11 protein-coding genes are annotated in these 19763 nt (G+C 54.8%); all 11 read left to right on the forward strand.

The window, feature by feature from the left end:
* Nucleotides 1-14: 14 nt before the first annotated feature.
* Nucleotides 15-3146, forward strand: coding sequence for a SusC/RagA family TonB-linked outer membrane protein (locus BN4609_RS11385; RefSeq protein WP_068856771.1), 3132 nt, complete (start codon nt 15-17; stop codon nt 3144-3146).
* Nucleotides 3147-3182: 36 nt separating this feature from the next.
* Nucleotides 3183-5252, forward strand: coding sequence for a RagB/SusD family nutrient uptake outer membrane protein (locus BN4609_RS11390; RefSeq protein ID WP_068856772.1), 2070 nt, complete (start codon nt 3183-3185; stop codon nt 5250-5252).
* Nucleotides 5253-5291: 39 nt separating this feature from the next.
* A complete protein-coding gene (locus tag BN4609_RS11395) occupies nt 5292-6311 on the forward strand; it encodes a DUF4973 domain-containing protein (protein ID WP_068856773.1) in 1020 nt (339 codons plus the stop codon).
* Between the two features lie 986 nt (nt 6312-7297).
* Complete coding sequence (locus BN4609_RS11405) at nt 7298-8296, forward strand: C1 family peptidase (protein WP_241033251.1); 999 nt, start codon at nt 7298-7300, stop codon at nt 8294-8296.
* Between the two features lie 28 nt (nt 8297-8324).
* Nucleotides 8325-9002: an HAD family hydrolase gene (locus tag BN4609_RS11410; RefSeq protein ID WP_068856776.1), complete on the forward strand. Its 678-nt coding sequence runs from the start codon at nt 8325-8327 to the stop codon at nt 9000-9002.
* 471 nt (nt 9003-9473) lie between these two features.
* Nucleotides 9474-12395 carry a leucine--tRNA ligase gene (gene leuS, locus BN4609_RS11415; RefSeq protein ID WP_068856777.1) on the forward strand — a complete coding sequence of 974 codons (2922 nt, stop codon included), beginning with the start codon at nt 9474-9476 and terminating at the stop codon, nt 12393-12395.
* Nucleotides 12396-12482: 87 nt separating this feature from the next.
* The gene (locus BN4609_RS11420; RefSeq protein ID WP_068856976.1) at nt 12483-13436 is read left to right on the forward strand and encodes a YitT family protein; all 954 of its coding nucleotides are present in this window, start codon (nt 12483-12485) and stop codon (nt 13434-13436) included.
* Nucleotides 13402-13998 (forward strand): non-canonical purine NTP diphosphatase, encoded by a 597-nt coding sequence (locus BN4609_RS11425; RefSeq protein ID WP_068856778.1) that lies wholly within the window; start codon nt 13402-13404, stop codon nt 13996-13998. The genes BN4609_RS11420 and BN4609_RS11425 overlap by 35 nt, the downstream gene beginning before the upstream one ends.
* An 80-nt stretch (nt 13999-14078) precedes the next feature.
* A complete protein-coding gene (porZ, locus tag BN4609_RS11430; RefSeq protein ID WP_068856779.1) occupies nt 14079-16361 on the forward strand; it encodes a type IX secretion system anionic LPS delivery protein PorZ in 2283 nt (760 codons plus the stop codon).
* A gap of 195 nt (nt 16362-16556) precedes the next feature.
* Nucleotides 16557-17984 carry a hypothetical protein gene (locus BN4609_RS11435; RefSeq protein ID WP_068856780.1) on the forward strand — a complete coding sequence of 476 codons (1428 nt, stop codon included), beginning with the start codon at nt 16557-16559 and terminating at the stop codon, nt 17982-17984.
* Entirely contained in the window at nt 17981-18934 is a 954-nt protein-coding gene (locus BN4609_RS11440) for a glycosyltransferase family 2 protein (protein WP_068856781.1), read from the forward strand. Before BN4609_RS11435 ends, BN4609_RS11440 begins: the two co-directional genes overlap by 4 nt.
* Nucleotides 18935-19763: the final 829 nt, after the last annotated feature.

Raw genomic sequence — 19763 nt, forward strand, 5'->3', positions numbered from 1 at the left:
ATACAAATTTTACTATGAGGAATCTTATATTTATGCTTATGCTTGCTATATGCATACCGCTGCAGATGCAGGCACAGGACGATCAGAAGACAATAGAAGTGACGGGTACGGTGACCGATGAGACCGGTGAGCCGCTCATCGGTGTGAGCGTGACGCCCAAGGAGAACCCGTCACTCGGAGTGATAACAAACATCGACGGTGTTTATAAGATAAAGATAAAGGCATACACCCGACTGGTGTTCAGCTACATCGGAATGGAGTCACAGGAAGTTCTCATCAAGGAACAGACCACGCAAGACGTCAGGCTTAAGGAAAAGAAGGACAACGTGATAGACGAGGTTGTCGTCACAGGTACGGGTGTGCAGAAGAAGCTCACCGTGTCGGGAGCCGTCACGACGGTAAACCCTGGCGACCTGCGCACACCTACCGCCAGCATCACAAACTCATTCGCGGGAGTCATACCGGGCGTGTTCGCACGGCAGACGACAGGTAATCCGGGCGACAACGTGTCCGAGTTCTGGATCCGCGGTATCTCCACCTTCGGTGCTGGAAGCAGCGCGCTCGTGCTCGTCGACGGTTTTGAGCGTAACATCAACGACATAAACCCTGAGGACATAGAGACCTTCAGTGTGCTGAAAGACGCTTCCACAACTGCCATCTACGGTTCGCGCGGTGCCAACGGCGTCGTTCTCATAACGACAAAACACGGCCGCGACGGAGCGACACGCATAAACGGAAAAGTTGAGTACAGCTACAACACTCGCACGAAGACACCGGAGTTCGTCGACGGAAAGATATACGCACGAATGATGAACGAGGCTCTCGAAAGCCGGAACATGTCTCCCGCCTACAGCGACGACGACCTTTATCTGCTCGACAACCAGCTCGACCCCGAGGTGTTCCCCAACGTCAACTGGATGAAACTGTTGCTCAAGGACGGCGCACCCACTTTCCGCGCCAACGTTGACGTATCGGGCGGCGGTTCCAACGCACGCTATTTCGCATCTATGAGCTATGTTGAGGAAGGCGGTATGTACAACAGCGACTCCGCGCTGAAGGACTATAAGACCAACGCCAACTACCACCGTTGGAACTACCGCATGAACTTCGACATGAACATAACCAAGACCACTCTTATTAAAATAGGTATATCTGGAGCACTGGAAAAGCAGAACCAGCCGGGTGCGGACTACAAACACATATGGGAATCGCTTCTGCTGTATAACCCGATTGCCACTCCTGTGAGATACAAAGACGGCAAATGGGGCTCGCAAGGCAAAGACGGACACAACAACCCGTGGGTTCTCGTCACACAGTATGGTTACAACCAGATTTGGAAAAACACCATAAACACTACTGCGGAGCTTACTCAGGACTTCAATTTCATCACTCCCGGACTCAAGGCTTTGGTACGCTACGGATATGATGTCTACACCGACAACGGCAATGAACATTGGAAAGCACCTGAAGGATGGCAGGCAGAGCGTCTGCGCGACAGCGATGGCAACCTCGTGTTCAAAAAGATGGTGGACGAGCAACTCATGATATCACAACCTTATTCCAAAGGAAAGAAGAGGGAGTTCTTAGAGGCTGAACTGCACTACGCGCGTAATTTCGGCATGCATCAGGTAGGTGCCATCCTCAAATATTCGCAGGACGGGACTACCGACAACTCTGAGAACAACTGGGTACATCAGTCAGACGATGACCCAATAAAGAGCCTTAACATCGCCTTCCAGCGCACCATCCAGGGCATAGACCGCCGCCATCAGGGTCTTGCAGGACGCTTCACCTACGGTTATGCCAACCGTTACTTCGTCGACTTCAATTTCGGCTACAACGGCTCGGAGAACTTCGCAAAAGGCAAACGCTTCGGTTTCTTCCCTGCTTATTCGGCTGCATGGAACATCGGTGAGGAGCCTTGGATAAAGAAAGTGGCTCCGTGGGTGGACATGTTCAAGGTGCGTTATTCATACGGTAAGGTGGGCAACGACTATCTCGAGACACGTTTCCCGTTCCAGGGACGCTTCTACACCAACGAAAAAGACCGCTATGTATATGGTGACTTCGACACGAGCAACTTCACATACAACGGTATATCATATCTCATTCTTGCGAACAAAGGCATCACTTGGGAAGTTGCGACGAAGCACGACCTGGGACTTGACTTCTATCTTTTCGGCAACAAGCTCAGCGGAACGGTCGATTACTTCCGCGAGACCCGTGACGGTATCTTCATGTGGCGCAAATATATACCTGAGATAATAGGTGTAAGCAACTCACAACAGCCGGCAGCCAATGTGGGCAGCGTGCGCTCGCAAGGAGTCGACGGCAACATTGCCTACAGCGACAAGATAGGAAACGTGAACTTCACCATACGTGGAAACTTCACCTACAGTAAGAGTAAGATACTCGAATATGACGAGCAATACAGCCACTACGGCTACAAACGCTCGGCTGGATACCGTGTAGACCAGACACGCGGACTTGTGGCTCTCGGACTCTTCAAGGACTATGAGGACATCCGCAACAGCCCAGACCAGTCCGCATTGGTTACAGCCGTGGAGATAGCTCCCGGTGACATCAAATATAAAGATGTGAACGGTGACGGAAAGATAGACGACAACGACATCGTGCCTATCGGCTCTACAACAAAGCCGAACTTCATCTACGGTTTCGGAGCATCGGCATCATGGAAAGGTTTTGATGTCAATGTACTGTTCCAGGGTGTCGGAAAGACATCGTTCTTCATCGGCGGTTATACTGTCTATCCGTTCTCAAACCACTCTTGGGGAAACATCCTTACAGACGTTGTCGGCAACTACTGGCAACTCGGAAAGAACGAGGACGTGAACGCGAAATACCCGCGCCTCACTTACGGATGGAATAATAACAACTACCGTAACTCCACCTTCTGGCTGCGCGACGGCTCATATCTGCGACTGAAGAACGTCGAGATAGGATACACACTGCCGAAATCGCTTACATCACGCATCAACATACAAAATGTACGCGTGTATCTGATGGGTACCAACCTGCTGACTTTCTCCGACTTCAAGCTTTGGGATCCGGAGCTCGGAAGCAGCAACGGACAGAAGTATCCATTGTCAAGAACATTCACGCTTGGTATGACCATCAGTCTGTAATTGTAATACTATATCAACAATCTAAAGACAACAGATATGAAAAAATATAAATATATGATAGCCGGAGTTGCCGCAGTGTGCGCAGCGTCAGCCCTGACGTCCTGCTCCGACTATCTTGATACAGAGAAATATTTCAAGGACCAGCAGTCGCTTGAACATATATTCAACAACAAGACAAATACGTTGGAGTGGCTGTCACTGAGCTACAGCCGCCTGCAGGGAGACAACATCGAGATAGGGCACAGCGACAACAATCCTACGAACTTCTGCGATGACATCACCTTCAACGAAGGATACAACGGTGCGCGTTACCGCTATTTCAAACTCGGTGAGTATGGCGACGGATACAGTTACAGCGACTTTTACAAGAAGTCATGGCCATGGTCATACCAGGGAATACGTCAGGCGTCCATTTTCATAGAGAGAGCGCACGCCAACGAGGGGCTCACCCAAGCAGAGATAGACGTGCTTAAAGGAGAGGCACACTTCCTGCGCGGCTACTTCTATTGGCTGCTCATACGCAAGTACGGTCCTGTGCCAATCATGCCGGATAAGGGAGCTGACTTCAGCGAGAGCTACGACAAACTGTCTTACCCGCGCAGCACGTTCGACGAGTGCGTCGACTACATATGCAAGGAACTGGTTGAGGCTGCAAAAGTGCTGCCCGACCGACGCGACAACCTCAACATAGCACGTCCGACAAAGGGTGCCGCCTTAGCGTTGCGCGCAAAGGTGCTGACCTACGCCGCCAGCCCTCTCTACAACGGAAACACCGAGATGGCAGACTTCACCGACAAGACAGGACGCCACCTCATTTCCCAGGAGTATGACGAAAGGAAGTGGGCTCTCGCCGTTGCGGCAGGCAAAGACTTCCTTGACTACAACGACAAGGCAGGCGTATACAGGATATATACCGTCGGCGTAAGGAAAACCGCGCAGGACAGAGCCTATCCTACGACCGTCACTCCTCCGCAATGCGAGCCATACTCAAGTCAGGACTTCCCGAACGGATGGGCTGACATCGACCCGTACGAGTCTTACCGCTCGGTGTTCAACGGTGAGCTTGCCATCGCCGAGAATCCGGAGATAATATTCACACGCGGGCAGAATTACCGTGGCAATTCTCTCGATGGCAATGGTATAAGCAGTGTGGCAGACGTTGTGAGACACCAGCTGCCCAACACACTCGGAGGATGGAACATCCACGGCATCACACAGAAACAGTGCGACGCCTACGACATGGCAGACGGCACACCGTTCGACCGCGAGCGCGTGATGGCACAATACGGCAAGGGCAACGAGTTCACCACAGCGAACAACAAATACCTGCACCCGTACGACCATCTGCCCGACAACGGCATCTTCATGGGCTATGCCAACCGCGAGCCGCGCTTCTATGCGTCGGTGGCATACAGCGGAACGGTATGGCCCGGACTGAGCACAACAGAAGAGCGTTACCACTACCAGCAGGTGTTCTACTACCGTGGAGAGGCTGACGGACGTGTTAACGGCAACGAGCGTTGGGTGAACACCGGCATAGGAGTGATGAAGTATGTGCATCCTTACGACATCCTCGTGGGCAACTACAGTGAGATAAGACAGAAGGCAGACCCAGCCCTGCGCTACGCGGACATACTGCTGCTCTACGCAGAGGCTGTGAACAACCTCACGTCGAGCTATGACATTCCGTCGTGGGACGGCACTCAGACCTACACCGTGAGCCGTGACATAGAGCAGATGAGGCGCGGAGTGAAGCCTGTGAGGATGCGTGCGGGCGTGCCCGACTACTCTGACGGGGTGTATGCCGACCGAGACAAGTTCTTCAACGCCATCGTACACGAGCGTCAGGTGGAGCTGTTCGCCGAGAACCAGCGGTTCTTCGACCTGCGCAGATGGAAGATTGCCGAGAAGCATGAGGCTGAACAGATATACGGATGCAACACCCTTATGGACAAGAGAAACGCGCTGCAGTTCTACAATCCGGTGAGAGTGCCGAAGCTGCAGACCTCGTTCTCGCGCAGACAGTACTTCTGGCCCATATCATGGGAGGAGCTCCGCCGCAACAAGAACCTGACACAGGCTCCAGGCTGGAGAGACTACGAATAAACGGAATCATATCCTGAACAACGATAAAACATATAAAAGATGAAAAAGATTCAATTATATATCATGGCGGCGATGACCGCAATGTGCGGCATGCTCACTTCATGCAACGAGGACTGGGAGGAGGAGGTTTACGAGCAGCTCGTATCCTTCAAGGCTCCCGTTGGCTCAAACGGAGTGCACGACATATACGTACGCTACAAGGCAGACGGCACGGGACAGTTCAAGCTGCCTGTTATAATAAGCGGCTCGGCGACCAACCACAGGGACTTCAACGTGAAGATAGGCGTCGACAACGACACGCTCGGCATACTCAACAAGGCAAGGTTCGCCTCCGGACGCGAGGACCTCTGGTTCAGACAGCTGCCCGAGAACTTCTACTCGTTCCCCTCTCAAACATGCCACGTGGCGCCCGGACAGAACACCAATCTCTACATCATCGACTTCAATCTCAAGGGTCTTGACACCAACGAGAACTGGGTTCTGCCACTTACTGTCATGCCGGACCCGTCATATAAGCTCAACATACGCAGCGGATGGGACAAGGCTCTGCTCAACCTGAAGCTCTTCAACGACTACTCGGGAACCTACTCCTCCACCAACATGTATGTATACATAGACGGTACGAATTCGGACGGCGCAGTGGAGGACACCCGCGAGTGCCGCGTGGTGGACGACAGGAGCGTGTTCTTCCTTGCCGGAACGACATGGAGCGAGGATGTCAACCGTGGGCTCTATAAGGTAATCACACACTTCGAGGAAGGCGTGAAGGACGAGAAAGGCGTCATCACCGGCAAGCTCACACTGAGCGCGGGCGACCCTGCCAACGCCATAAACCTTGAGACAAGCGGTGACTGTACCTACCGTTACGAGGTGATAAGGCACGCCACAAAGAAGTATCTGGAGAGGCGGATAACCACGATGTACCTTGACTACAAGTACACCGACATCACCTCCGACCCGAAAAACCCGATGCGGTTCCACGTAAAGGGTAACATGACAATGGAACGCCTGTACGACATAAATGCTCCTGAGGAGTATCAGGCTGTCCTTTGGAGATAAGCATCCACACCAATTAAAGGTCAATGTATAACAGTTGAGACGGGGCGCGCCGGCATGGTGCGCCCCGTTTTTTATGATGTATCGGGAAACAATTATGATGGCGTCAGCCTGTAGAGACGCAAGATTTTGCGTCTCCCGTCCAACGAACACAGCAACGACAGCCATAATATCGCCTCAATTAACAGCGCATACTTGCTCGTGAGACGCAAGATTTTGCGTCTCTACTGTGGTTTGCCAACATATGAATCGCGGCATTTTCCATTACTGTCATAATGTAATGCGGATGCGGCATGCGACTTACACAATGATTTTTCGTATGTCGCCATAACTCCCTTTCCTGCAACCGGGGCGTTGGCGCGACGCATACAGCGTGCCGTTTCGTGTGCAGCCGCAACGCGCATAATATCATACGGTTACGGCAAACACACCATAAATGTGCATCAAATTTGCTGTATGAAACAATGCGAAACAGCCTTTTCGGGCGCGGAAAAGCATCTTTTACGTCGCGGAAAAGGCACTGTCACCGCGCAGGAAACACCGTTCCGTGCCGCGAAACACACCGTACGACGACTCCGAAGGGACTTTTCCGCACTCCCCTATGGTATGTTCCACCTGCCGGAACGGTGTATTTTGCGGCATGGGAGCATGACTGACGCATATCCGCCTGTACAGAACACCACGTCGTGACGGTTTTTTATGAATATCATTATGTCTCGAAAGAAAAATATTCCGTGACAATATGTCAATTCAACAAATTAACAGTCAAACCGATAATAATACTTTATCCCTATCCCGCCCCACCTCCACTCATACCGCTTTCCGCTTTTATTGCCCCCAAATCCCGCCTCACCGTGCAGAAGCGGGCTACGGAATGACGACGGAGGGACATAAAAATCAGGCGGCGGGAAAAATTTTATCGCCATGCCGTTCCACACCCGCGCATAAATGATTAATTTTGCGGACGGATGAAAAAACATATACTTATCATGGCGGCATCCGCAATGATGCTGCTCGCGTGCGGCAGACCGCAGCACGCACACCGCAAGCCGCACGGCACGTTCACCGACGAGGTGAGACTGCGCACCACACCTGTCAAGAACCAGGGACGCAGTCAGCTGTGCTGGATATACGGCATGCTCGCCACCATAGAGACCGACCGCATCATGGCAGGCGACTCCGTCAACCTCTCGCCCGACTATCCGGCACGCATGTGGATGGCTCACCTTGCGAGGCGCAGCTTTCTCTCCGGAGGCAGGGAAAGGGTGGACATGCGCGGCATGGCACCCATGACGCTCGCTCTGGCGGCGGAATACGGTATGATGACATACGACCCGTACAACTGCGGAGGCGACGCCAACTACAACGTGCTCGCGCGCCGTCTGACGGCAATGGCGCGACGCTCGCACAGCATGTCAAGATTCGACAGCCGCTGCACGGACATCCTCGACGAGTCGCTGGGCTACATGCCGTCGCGCTTCTGGCTCTATGGTGTGGAGTATTCTCCGCGGCAGCTCGCGCGCAGCCTGTTCCTTCCGGGCGACTACACGGCTCTCACCAGCTTCACCCATCATCCCATGGGCGATACGTTCGCGCTCGAGGTGCCCGACAACAAGACCGCCTGCCGCTTCCTCAACGTGCCCGTCGACACGCTCATGGCGCGCATATGCTCAGCCCTGAAGACAGGACACGCCGTGTGCTGGGAGGGCGACGTGACGGAGCCGGGATTCTCCTTCGCACGCGGAACGGCGGAGCTTCCTTCGCACACGCCCTGCACCCAGGAGCAGAGACAGAAGGAGTTTGAGGCGCGTCTCACCACCGACGACCACTGCATGGCTCTCACCGGCATGGCGCGCGACCGACGGGGACGGCTCTACTTCATAGCCAAGAACTCGTGGGGCACGGACAATCCGTACGGAGGAATGATGTATCTCTCGGAGGAATATGTGCGGATGAAGACAATAGCCGTGGTGATGCGCGGCTCATGAACATTGAAACCATCACACAACACAAGTCATGATAAAAACCCTTATTCTCGACTTCGACGGCACGATAGCCGACACAAGAAGCGTAATTCTCAAGACAATGCACCAGACCATAGCCGAATATGGCATGACGCAACCCGACGACTATACGTGCGCGGCGACGATAGGACTGCCGCTCGACGAGGCTTTCGTGCGCATGCTCGGCATAAACCGCGACGAGGGACTGCGCTGCGCCGGCATCTACAGGCGTCTGTTCGAGGTGAACAACAGCGAGGGAGCCGTGACGATGTTCCCCAACGTGGCTGACACCATAAGGCGGATGCACGCCCAAGGACTCACCATCACCATAGCCAGCAGCCGCGGACACCACTCGCTCAGCGACTTCGTAAGCCGCTTCGGGCTCAGCTCCTGCTTCAGCGCGATAGTGGGAGCGGACGATGTGGACAACGCCAAGCCCGACCCGGAACCGGTGAACAGAATACTCACACAGCTCGGCAGAGATGCAGACACGGCAATGGTGGTGGGCGACACGGCGTTCGACATCACGATGGGACGGCGCGCAGGAGCGCATACATGTGGCGTGACCTACGGCAACGGAACGCTCCGCGAACTGGAGCAAAGCGGCGCGGAATGCGTCATAGACGATTTCTCCGCACTGCCCGACGTCATCTCGCGCACTGCCGACAAACAGGCTTCTGATGCCCAATAGCATGCAAATGTTTGCCGTTTGAGGTAAAATTTGTATCTTTGCATAAGATATAGCTGCACTCGGGAAATTGAAAACAAGCTCTCTTTCCGCTCGTTTGCAATAGCTTTGCATAAGATATAGCTGCACTCGGGAAATTGAAAACAAGCTCTCTTTCCGCTCGTTTGCAATAGCTTTGCATAAGATAAGATGCGGCTCGGCAGTATCAAATTAAGTGAAACTATGTTTCCCTTCATTGCTTCTGCACTCGCCTTTCATTATCTTTGCATAAGATAAGATGCGGCTCGGCAGTATCAAATTAAGTGAAACTATGTTTCCCTTCATTGCTTCTGCACTCGCCTTTCATTATCTTTGCATAAGATAATCGGCACTCGGGAATCAGAAAATAAGCTTTCGTTCCACCCGTCCGCATTATCCCTGATATACTACATAAACAATTGAACAAAGAAAAAGAACAAAACAACATATACCGCAATGGACTACAATTTCAGTGAAATAGAGAAGAAATGGCAACGCTGGTGGGAGGAGAATGACACCTATAAGGTTGTCGAGGACAAGGAGAAGAAGAAGTTCTATGTGCTCAACATGTTCCCATATCCGTCCGGAGCAGGACTACACGTGGGGCATCCGCTCGGATACATAGCGTCTGACATATACGCCCGCTACAAGCGTCTGAGAGGATACAACGTGCTCAACCCCATGGGCTACGACGCCTACGGACTGCCTGCCGAGCAGTATGCCATACAGACAGGACAGCATCCGGCGAAGACCACCGACGACAACATACGACGCTACAAACAGCAGCTGGACAACATAGGATTCTCCTTCGACTGGAGCAGAGAGCTGCGTACGTGCGACCCGGAGTATTATAAGTGGACCCAGTGGGCTTTCCGCAAGATGTTCAACTCGTTCTACTGCAACAAGTGCGGTAAGGCGCAGCCCATCGAAAAGCTCATCGCGCGCTTCAGCGAGAAGGGCACCGAGGGGCTCGACGCGGCTTGCTCGGAGGAGATGAGCTTCACAGCCGGGGAATGGAACGCCATGAGCGAGAAGGAGCGGCAGCAGGTGCTGATGAACTACCGCATAGCCTACATGGGCGAGACGATGGTGAACTGGTGCGCCGGACTGGGCACGGTGCTCGCCAACGACGAGGTGGTGGACGGCGTGTCGGTGCGAGGCGGCTATCCCGTGGTGCAGAAGAAGATGAGGCAGTGGTGCCTGCGCGTGTCGGCATACGCACAGCGTCTGCTCGACGGACTCGACACAATAGACTGGACGGAGTCGCTTAAAGAGACACAGCGCAACTGGATAGGACGCTCGGAAGGAACGGAGATGGAGTTCAGGATAGCCCCCTCAGGCTCCCCCTGTGGGGAAGGTCTGTCCCCTGACTCAGCAAACCAGAACTCCTCCACCGGGGGAGCTGAGGGGGCTTTCACAATCTTCACCACCCGTGCCGACACCATCTTCGGAGTCACCTTCATGGTCCTTGCGCCTGAGAGCGAGCTCGTGGCAAGACTCACCACCGACGAACAGCGTGACGCCGTAGCCGAATACATAGAGTATGTGAAGAAACGCACCGAGCGCGAACGCATCAGCGACCGCAAGGTTACGGGCGTTTTCTCCGGATCGTACGCCATAAACCCGTTCACGGGAGAGAACATCCCGATATGGATTTCAGAGTATGTGCTTGCAGGATACGGCACGGGAGCCATCATGGCAGTGCCTGCCCACGACTCGCGCGACTACGCTTTCGCCAAGCACTTCGGGCTTGAGATACGTCCCCTCATAGAGGGATGCGACGTCAGCGAGGAGAGTTTCGACGCCAAGGAAGGCATCGTGTGCAACTCTCCGGCAGCCGGATGCGGCACCCTCGACGGTTTCTCGCTCAACGGACTGACCGTCAAGGAGGCGATAGCCAAGACAAAGGAGTTTGTCACCTCACACCATCTGGGACGTGTGAAGGTGAACTTCCGCCTGCGCGACGCCATCTTCTCGCGCCAGCGTTATTGGGGAGAGCCGTTCCCGGTATACTACAAGGACGGCATGCCTTACATGATTCCGGAGGACTGCCTGCCGCTGCTCCTGCCGGAGGTGGACCAGTACAAACCCACCGAAAGCGGCGAGCCGCCGCTCGGACACGCCCGTATGTGGGCATGGGACACCGTGGGCAACTGCGTGACAGACAAGAGCAGGATTGACAACATCACCGTGTTCCCGCTCGACCTGAACACCATGCCGGGCTTCGCAGGGTCGTCGGCATACTATCTGCGCTACATGGACCCGCACGACAACGATGCTCTCGTGAGCCGCGAGGCGGACGAATACTGGCAGTGCGTGGACCTTTACGTAGGCGGAACGGAACATGCCACGGGTCACCTCATATACTCACGGTTCTGGAACAAGTTCCTCCACGACTACGGATACTCATGCTGTGAGGAACCGTTCAGAAAGCTCGTGAACCAGGGAATGATACAGGGCAGGAGCAATTTCGTGTATCGCGCCAACGCCCTCAGCACCGAGGATAAGCCTGTGTTTGTGTCGCTCGGACTGAAAGACGGTTACGGCGACGTCACCCCGATACACGTAGACGTGAACATAGTGCACGGTGACGTGCTCGACATCGAGGCGTTCAAGGCTTGGAGACCGGAGTATGCCAATGCCGAATTCAAGCTCGAAGACGGCAAGTATGTCTGCGGATGGGCTATAGAGAAGATGTCGAAGTCTATGTACAACGTCGTAAATCCCGACATGATCGTCGAGAAATACGGTGCCGACACGCTTCGCCTGTACGAGATGTTCCTCGGTCCGGTGGAACAGAGCAAGCCGTGGGACACCAACGGAATAGACGGATGCCACCGCTTCCTGAAGAAACTGTGGGCACTGTATTACAACCGCGACGGACAGTTCCTGCCCGACTCCACCGACGCTACGCCCGAACAGCTCAAGAGCCTGCACCGGCTTATAAAGAAGGTTACGCAGGACATAGAGCACTTCTCATACAATACCAGCATCTCGGCGTTCATGATATGCGTGGGCGAACTGCAACAGCTGAAGTGCCGCAACCGCACGCTGCTCTCGCAGCTCGTGGTGCTCATCGCCCCGTTCGCGCCTCACATAGCCGAGGAACTGTGGCACGCGCTGGGCAACGAAGGCACTGTGTGCGACGCCGGGTGGCCCGCATACGACGAGAAGTATCTCGTTGAAAGCACCGTGCAGATGGGCATAGCGTTCAACGGCAAACGCCGTTTTGAAATGCAGTTTGCGGCAGATGCCGACAACGCCGCCATCGAACGCGCCGTCATGGCAGACGAGCGTACAGCCCGGTATATGGAGGGCAAGCAGGCGGTGAAGGTCATCATAGTGCCGAAGCGCATGGTGAACGTCGTCATAAAATAGACACATCAACCGTAAATGAAAGGCAAAGCCCATCCTGCCCGCACACCTATATGTGGGAGGATGGGCGTGTCTGTCATTATAATAAATATGTATATGTACAAACAATTCATTCTGCGTGAGGCGAAAGACTATTTCAACATCACGCTCGGACTGCTGCTCTATACGTTCGCTTTCACCGTGTTCCTGCTGCCGTATGAGATTGTCACGGGCGGCATAGCAGGTATCGGAGCAATCATCTTCTACACCACGGGGTTCAAGGTGGAGTACACTTTCTTCCTCATAAACGCCGCGCTGATCTTAGGTACGCTCAGGATTCTGGGCTGGCGGTTCCTCATGAAGACCATCTACGCCACTTTCGCACTCTCCTTCCTGCTCCGGTTGGCGCAGGAGGTGGTGGTCCGCCCCGACGGCACATTCTACAGACTGCTTGGCGACGGCAACGACTTCATGTCGCTCGTCATAGGATGTATGCTCTCGGGAACAGCCATGGCTATAGTCTTTCTCAACAACGGCAGCACCGGAGGAACCGACATCGTGGCGGCGACAGTGAACAAATACCACAACATTTCGTTAGGAAAAGTGCTCCTCGCTGTGGACCTGTGCATCATCGGAAGCTGTCTTTTCATCGACTCGTTCGGCGACATCGACGTGAGAAGCAGGAAGGTAGTGTTCGGTCTGTGCACAATGTTCATCGAATGCTCCATGCTCGACTACGTGATGAGCTGGCAGCGGCAGTCGGTGCAGTTCATGATTTTCTCCATGCACCACAAGGAGATAGCCGAGGCGATAACACGCAAGACAGACCACAGCCTCACCATTCTCGACGGACACGGATGGTACACCGGACGCGACATGAAGGTGATATGCCTGCTCGCGAGGAAGAGCGAGAGCGTCACGATATTCCGCCTCATAAAGATGATAGACCCCAACGCGTTCGTCAGCCAAAGCTCCGTCATAGGAGTGTACGGCGAGGGATTCGACCAGATAAAAGTAAAAGTAAAGAAAGATGAAGATAGTATTCGCGACAAACAACAGTCATAAGCTCGAAGAGATAAGGCAGATTCTCGGCGCAGGCATCGAAGTGCTGTCGCTCGCCGACATAGGATGCCACGACGACATACCCGAAACGGCGCCCACGCTTGAGGGCAACGCCGTGATGAAGGCGCGCTACGTGTACGACAGATACGGCACACCGTGCTTCGCTGACGACACCGGTCTGGAGGTGGACGCTCTTGACGGAGCGCCCGGAGTGTACAGCGCGAGATACGCGGGAGGCAAGGGTCACGACTCTGAAGCCAACATGAGCAAGCTGCTCCATGAGATGGAAGGCATGCAGGACCGCCGCGCGCGCTTCCGCACCGTCATAGCCCTGATAGAGCGGAAGGACGGACTGCCCGTGCAGCACACCTTCGAGGGCAGGATAGAAGGCACCATATCGCACGAGAGGAAAGGCTCTTCCGGCTTCGGCTACGACCCCATATTCGTGCCTGAAGGTTATGAGCGGTCGTTCGCCGAGCTCGGCAGCGACATAAAGAACAGCATCTCCCACCGCGCGCGAGCCGTGGCACGGCTGGCTGAGTATCTGCTTTCAAAGGACAGATAACGCGGCATTCACGGAGGAAGGCTGCACATATCATGCCGCGCAGGCATACTTACACCCATCACACACGCACTTACACGAATATGAAGAAACTGTTTTCCATCGTCACACTGATGCTTTCGCTCTTTGTGACAGACATCTGCGGAGCTCCTGTAGGCTCATGGAACGCCTACCCGGCATACTCGGACATAACAAGGATAGAGGACACCGGGAGCGTCGTCTTCGTGCTTGCCTCGGGCGGACTTTATTCGTACAACCCTTCCGACCAGAGCATACAGACCTACGACAAGGTGAACGCGCTGAGCGACTGCGGCATCAGTGACATAGCATGGTGCGCCCGAGCCGGACGGCTCGTCGTGGTGTATGAGAACTACAACATAGACCTCGTGACACCCGACGGCAAGGTGACCAACATGTCGGAATACTACAACAAGTCTCTCACCGGTGACAAGACGATAAACAGCATCGCCATAAACGGCTCCGACGCCTACCTCTCCACCGGATTCGGAATAGTGAGGATAGACGTGCGCAACGCCGCGATAAGCGACACATACAACCTCGGCGTGAACGTCTACGCCACCGCACCTGACGGCAACCGCATCTTCGCCGCCACGGCGGACGGCATGTACCGCGCGGCGGCTGACGACAATCTGGCTGACAGGTCGAAGTGGACAAGGTACAGCCAGAAGACGTTCGGCAGCCTGTTCGTATTCGACGGAGAACTCATCGGACTGAACAGCGGCGAGGCATGCGTGATGGACAGGACGGCGGACAAGTACAGAGTGTTCTACACTCCGTGGTTCCGCAGGGTGAAAGTGAGCGGCGGCAAGATGCTGTGCTATGGCGGAAGCCACACCTATATCATATCCGCCACCGACCGCAGACAGGACATCGCGTTCTCATGGGGAGGCATAGAATACTCTCCGGCGGACGATTCCTACTGGATTGCAGGCAGCGACGGCAAGCTGGCGAAGGGCGTGATAGGTGGCGACGGCAGCGTGCAGACCACTCTCGCGGGCGTCGCTCCCGACGGACCGGAGTACAACTTCTTCGGTTTCATGCGCTTCATCAACGGACAGCTCTACACCTGCGGCGGACTGGGCAACCCCGAGCGCGACGCCTGCCTGCAGGTGTACGACAGACAGGAGGGCTGGAACGTCTATCCCGACGACTTCGCCGCGACGCTCGGATACAAATATAAGGGTGCGATGAGCGTTGATGTCGACCCCAAGGATCCGGCTCATGTGTTCTTGGGAACGCAGGCTGGCATGTACGAGTTCAGCAACAGGGAACTCGTGAAAGCGTTCACAATGGACAACAGTCCGTTGCAGGGAGCGGGTAACGTTGCCAGTACCGACAAGAAGAACTACACTCTCGTGTCCTCCGTCAGGTTCGACACCGAGGGCAGGCTGTGGTGTCTCAACAGCGTGGCTCCGTCCGCATCACTGTTCGAATATGCCGGAGGCGAATGGACATCACACCACAAGAGCGACTTCATCACCAGTGTAGGGCGGTCAATGGAATACATGGTGGGACTCATGTTCGACAGTCGCGGACTGATGTGGTTCGGCAGCAGCGACTGGCGCAAGCCCGCCCTGATATGCTACCAGCCGTCCACCGACGGGATGAAGATGTACACACGCTTCGTCAATCAGGACGGAACGGCTCTCACCGCACAGGGAGTGAGATGCCTGGAGGAGGACATCGAGGGCAACATATGGCTCGGGACGGCTGCCGGACCGCTCATGCTAACGGCGGCAGACATAGCCGACGGCAGCGAGACATTTACCCAGGTGAAGGTGCCACGCAACGACGGGACCAACTATGCCGACTATCTTCTCGACGGCATAAGCATCAGCGCGATAGCCATAGACGGAGGGGGACGCAAGTGGTTCGGCACGGACGGCAGCGGGGTGTTCCTCATCAGCGCCGACAACATGACCCAGCTGCAGCACTTCACCACCGACAACAGTCCGCTGCTTTCAAACACAATCGAGTCGATAGCGGTCGACGGAACAAGCGGAGAGGTGTTTTTCGGCACCGACAAGGGACTGTGCTCCTATATGAGCGACGCCTCGCAGGCATCCGACAAGATGGACAAGGACAACGTATATGCCTATCCCAATCCTGTAAGACCTGACTACACAGGACTCATCACCGTCACCGGACTGACGCTCGACGCCGACGTCAAGATAGTGACAGTCAACGGAACGCTCGTAGCCGAGGGCAGGAGCAACGGAGGACTCTTCACGTGGGACGGATGCGACAAGAGCGGACGGCGCGTGGCGAGCGGCGTGTACATGGTGCAGACAGCCACCTCAGACGGCAAGAAAGGCACCGTGTGTAAGATTGCGATAGTGAACTGAAGACCACAGAAGCATCCCGGCAGGAATATCCTTATATCCATAATGCATCCATTCGGAGTCTCACCCATCGTGGCAGCCTCTCCGCCTTATTGCCCTGACATGACACCTTGGAGGCTGACTGCCGCCATGTAATGGATGTGAAAGGGGATATAATGTGACTCATCAGACATAAAACAACATACATACAATATAATAATGAAGATTGGCAAGACATCACCCCTGACATTAATACTCGTAAGCCTGCCGTTCGTTCTGTGGGCTGTCGTGGGCATCTATCCCTCGTTCGATGACTGGAGCACCCTGTCGTCGCCCAACTTCGACCCCGACAGCGCAAAGTTCTTCCTGCCTTACGGCAGTGTGTGGAGACCGTTCGACGCGCTTATGGGCTACATCGTGGGAGCGGTTTCGCAGCTCTTTCCCGCACTCAACCACGTATGCATTGTCATCGGACATCTGCTCGGCGCGGTGCTTGTGATGAAGCTCTCGCAGCGTCTGGGCTTCTGCCGCGCGGCACAGTTCGCGTCAACCCTCTTCTTCTGGATGTCGCCGTGCATGCTCGGAACGGTGCTCAGCTGCGACGCGCTCAACCAGACCTATTCCCATATGTGGGGCATGGCGGCTGTGTGGTTCTACCTCTCGATGGAGGGCAAGAGACGGTATGCCGCATGGGCGGCGTGCGTCATGATGGCTGCACTGTCCAAGGACAACGGCATAGCGTGGGCTGTCGTGCCTCCGGTGCTGGCTTTCGCCTTCGGTATGGAAGACCGCCGCAGTGCACTGCGCCACCTGCTTTTCGGCGTGTCGATAGCCGTGGCATACGGGTGTATAAGGCTCGCACTACCCTCAACGGAGTATTACAACCCCGACTACAACACATTCCTGCCGGCGAAAAAGCTGAAGGAGATAGCCATATTCCTTGGCTACACGTGGGTGGCAGCCGACTATGTGAGCATCGTCCACACCGCATCGCGCTGCCTGCCGCTTGCCGCCCTGACGCTCGTTCTGTCGCTTCCGTTCGTCTATATGATGTTCTTCCGCAGTCCGCGCCTGTGGCTCACACGCCGCTTCCTCGGTCTGGCGGTGTGCATTCTCATAGTGATGTCGCCCCATCTGCTCATAAGTCTGAGCGTGATGAACGCCTACGCGGGTCTCGGCATGTCGGCTCTGCTTGTGGCATTCGTAGCCGACCACATGAGCCGCAACCATCCCGCGCTGCTCCGCACGGCATTCGCCATGTATGCGGCAGCGGCAATCATCACCGACGTTCACCACTGGTATAAGGCTTACACCACCGCCGCCGTAGGACGTGAGATGGCACATGAGGCAATACGTCTTGCCGGTCATCCCGTTAAAAACGCCTACTGCGTGGTGACAGACGATGACGAAAAGAAGTTCTCATCATTCTGCGTGCTGCCGCAGGACGCCTTCGGACCGCAGGCGGCAGCCGTGGCTCATGAGACGATGTATCGCTGGCCGACATGCGTGAAAGACACCATCATCCCGCGCGAAAGCGGTCATGAGGCACGCTCCATAGCACGGCGCGCGCTCGCTACGGGCAAGTATGAGTGTGTGTGGCTGATAGACAAGAACCGAGTGGACATAATGAGGAAGGACAGCAAATGAAGAAAGTGTCGGTCATAATACCATGCTTCAACGAGCAGGACAACATAGCGGGACTCTACGAAGCCCTGCGGACGCTCTTCGCGCAGAACGCGCAGTATGAGTGGGAGGCAATAATGATAGACGACGGCAGCTGTGACGGTACGCTCAGCGAGATAAAACGCATAAACCGCACCGACAGACGCATAAGGTATGTCAGCCTGTCGCGTAACTTCGGAAAGGAAAACGCCATGCTCGCCGGGTTCGACCGTGCGGGCGGAGACTGCGCCGTCATCATGGACGCCGACCTGCAACACCCGCCATCACTCATACCCTTGATGCTCCGCCATTGGGAGGAAGGCTTCGACGACGTGTATGCCGAACGCCGCAACAGGGGACGCGAGAGCTGGCTGCGACGGCGTCTGTCGATGGCTTACTACCGCATGCTGCAGCGCATGGCGAAGATTGAGATACTGCCAAACGTTGGCGATTTCCGCCTGCTCGACCGCAAGTGCATCGACTCCATGAGGCGTCTGCGCGAGACACAACGCTACACCAAGGGGCTGTACTGCTGGATAGGGTTCAGAAAAAAGAAGATTGTCTTCGACCAGGGCGACCGCGTCAACGGCAGTTCATCGTTCAGTTACATGCGTCTTTTCGACCTTGCGGTGGAGGGAATAACGTCGTATACCACCGCGCCTTTGCGCATATCGACATGGGTGGGCATACTCGTCTCGTTCGTGGCATTCATATACATGTGCTATGTGCTTGTGAAAACCATAGCCGTGGGCGACCCCGTGCAGGGCTATCCCACGCTGATAATAGTAATCCTCTTCCTCGGAGGCATGCAGCTGCTCTCGCTCGGCATCATAGGCGAATATCTGGGACGGGTATTCAACGAGACGAAATGCAGACCGCCGTACATAGTCAGGGAGACCGACTCGGACAATGCTCCGGCTGACGGCAGACGCTGAGCCGCGGGCGTTATGCGGCGGGTGTCGGCGCGCGGATGTACGTAAAGGCGAGGCAGGCGGGAATGAATAAATATGCGGAAATGTGTGTATGATTATGCAAAATGGTATGGCGTGAAGTCCGCGAGAGTGAGTTATTTGCATCCGGACAGGGTTTCGGAGGCAAATACGTGAGTTTTGGAGCGGCTTTATTAAACTGTTGATAATCAACGATATACACAAAACAGATGCATTGAAAAGCGCGTTCTGCGATGCGGAACGTACTGTTCGGGACTGCGAAAGGGGCTTTTCCGCATGACGGAAGGTGCTGTTCCGCGATGCGGCGGAGTGTTTTTCGCGCGGCGGAAGAGGCTTTCCCGCAGTATGACAGACGCAGGACGGTGGTGGAAAAGCCATTTTTTTGCGATATGACTGATGGTGTATGGTGCGATAAAGCCTTTTCCGCAGCAGTGCCATTCCTATTCCGCGATTTTTATCTGTCGCGTTTTTTTACTTTCCATATGGCATAAATATACGGTTTGCAGTGGGATGTGTGAGGCGCGGAAGGAACGGTTCCAGTGTGCCGGGGAATGGCGTCATTTGTGGCGTGGAAGCGTTTTTCATGGATAAAAACGGGGAAGTGAGGGGCAATGTGAGCTGTAAGTATTATTTTATAATGATGGCGTCAGCCCGGTAGAGACGCAAGATTTTGCGTCTCACAAGGAGGTTTGCGATATTGACAGTGCTGAAAGTATGCCTGAATATTTGCACTCATTGTACGGGAGACGCAAGATTTTGCGTCTCTACTTTAGGATGTGGCGGTATATAAAAAATAGGAAATGATGGCTATAAT

The sequence above is a fragment of the Leyella lascolaii genome (assembly GCF_900079775.1).
GTDB classification, from domain to species: domain Bacteria; phylum Bacteroidota; class Bacteroidia; order Bacteroidales; family Bacteroidaceae; genus Prevotella; species Prevotella lascolaii.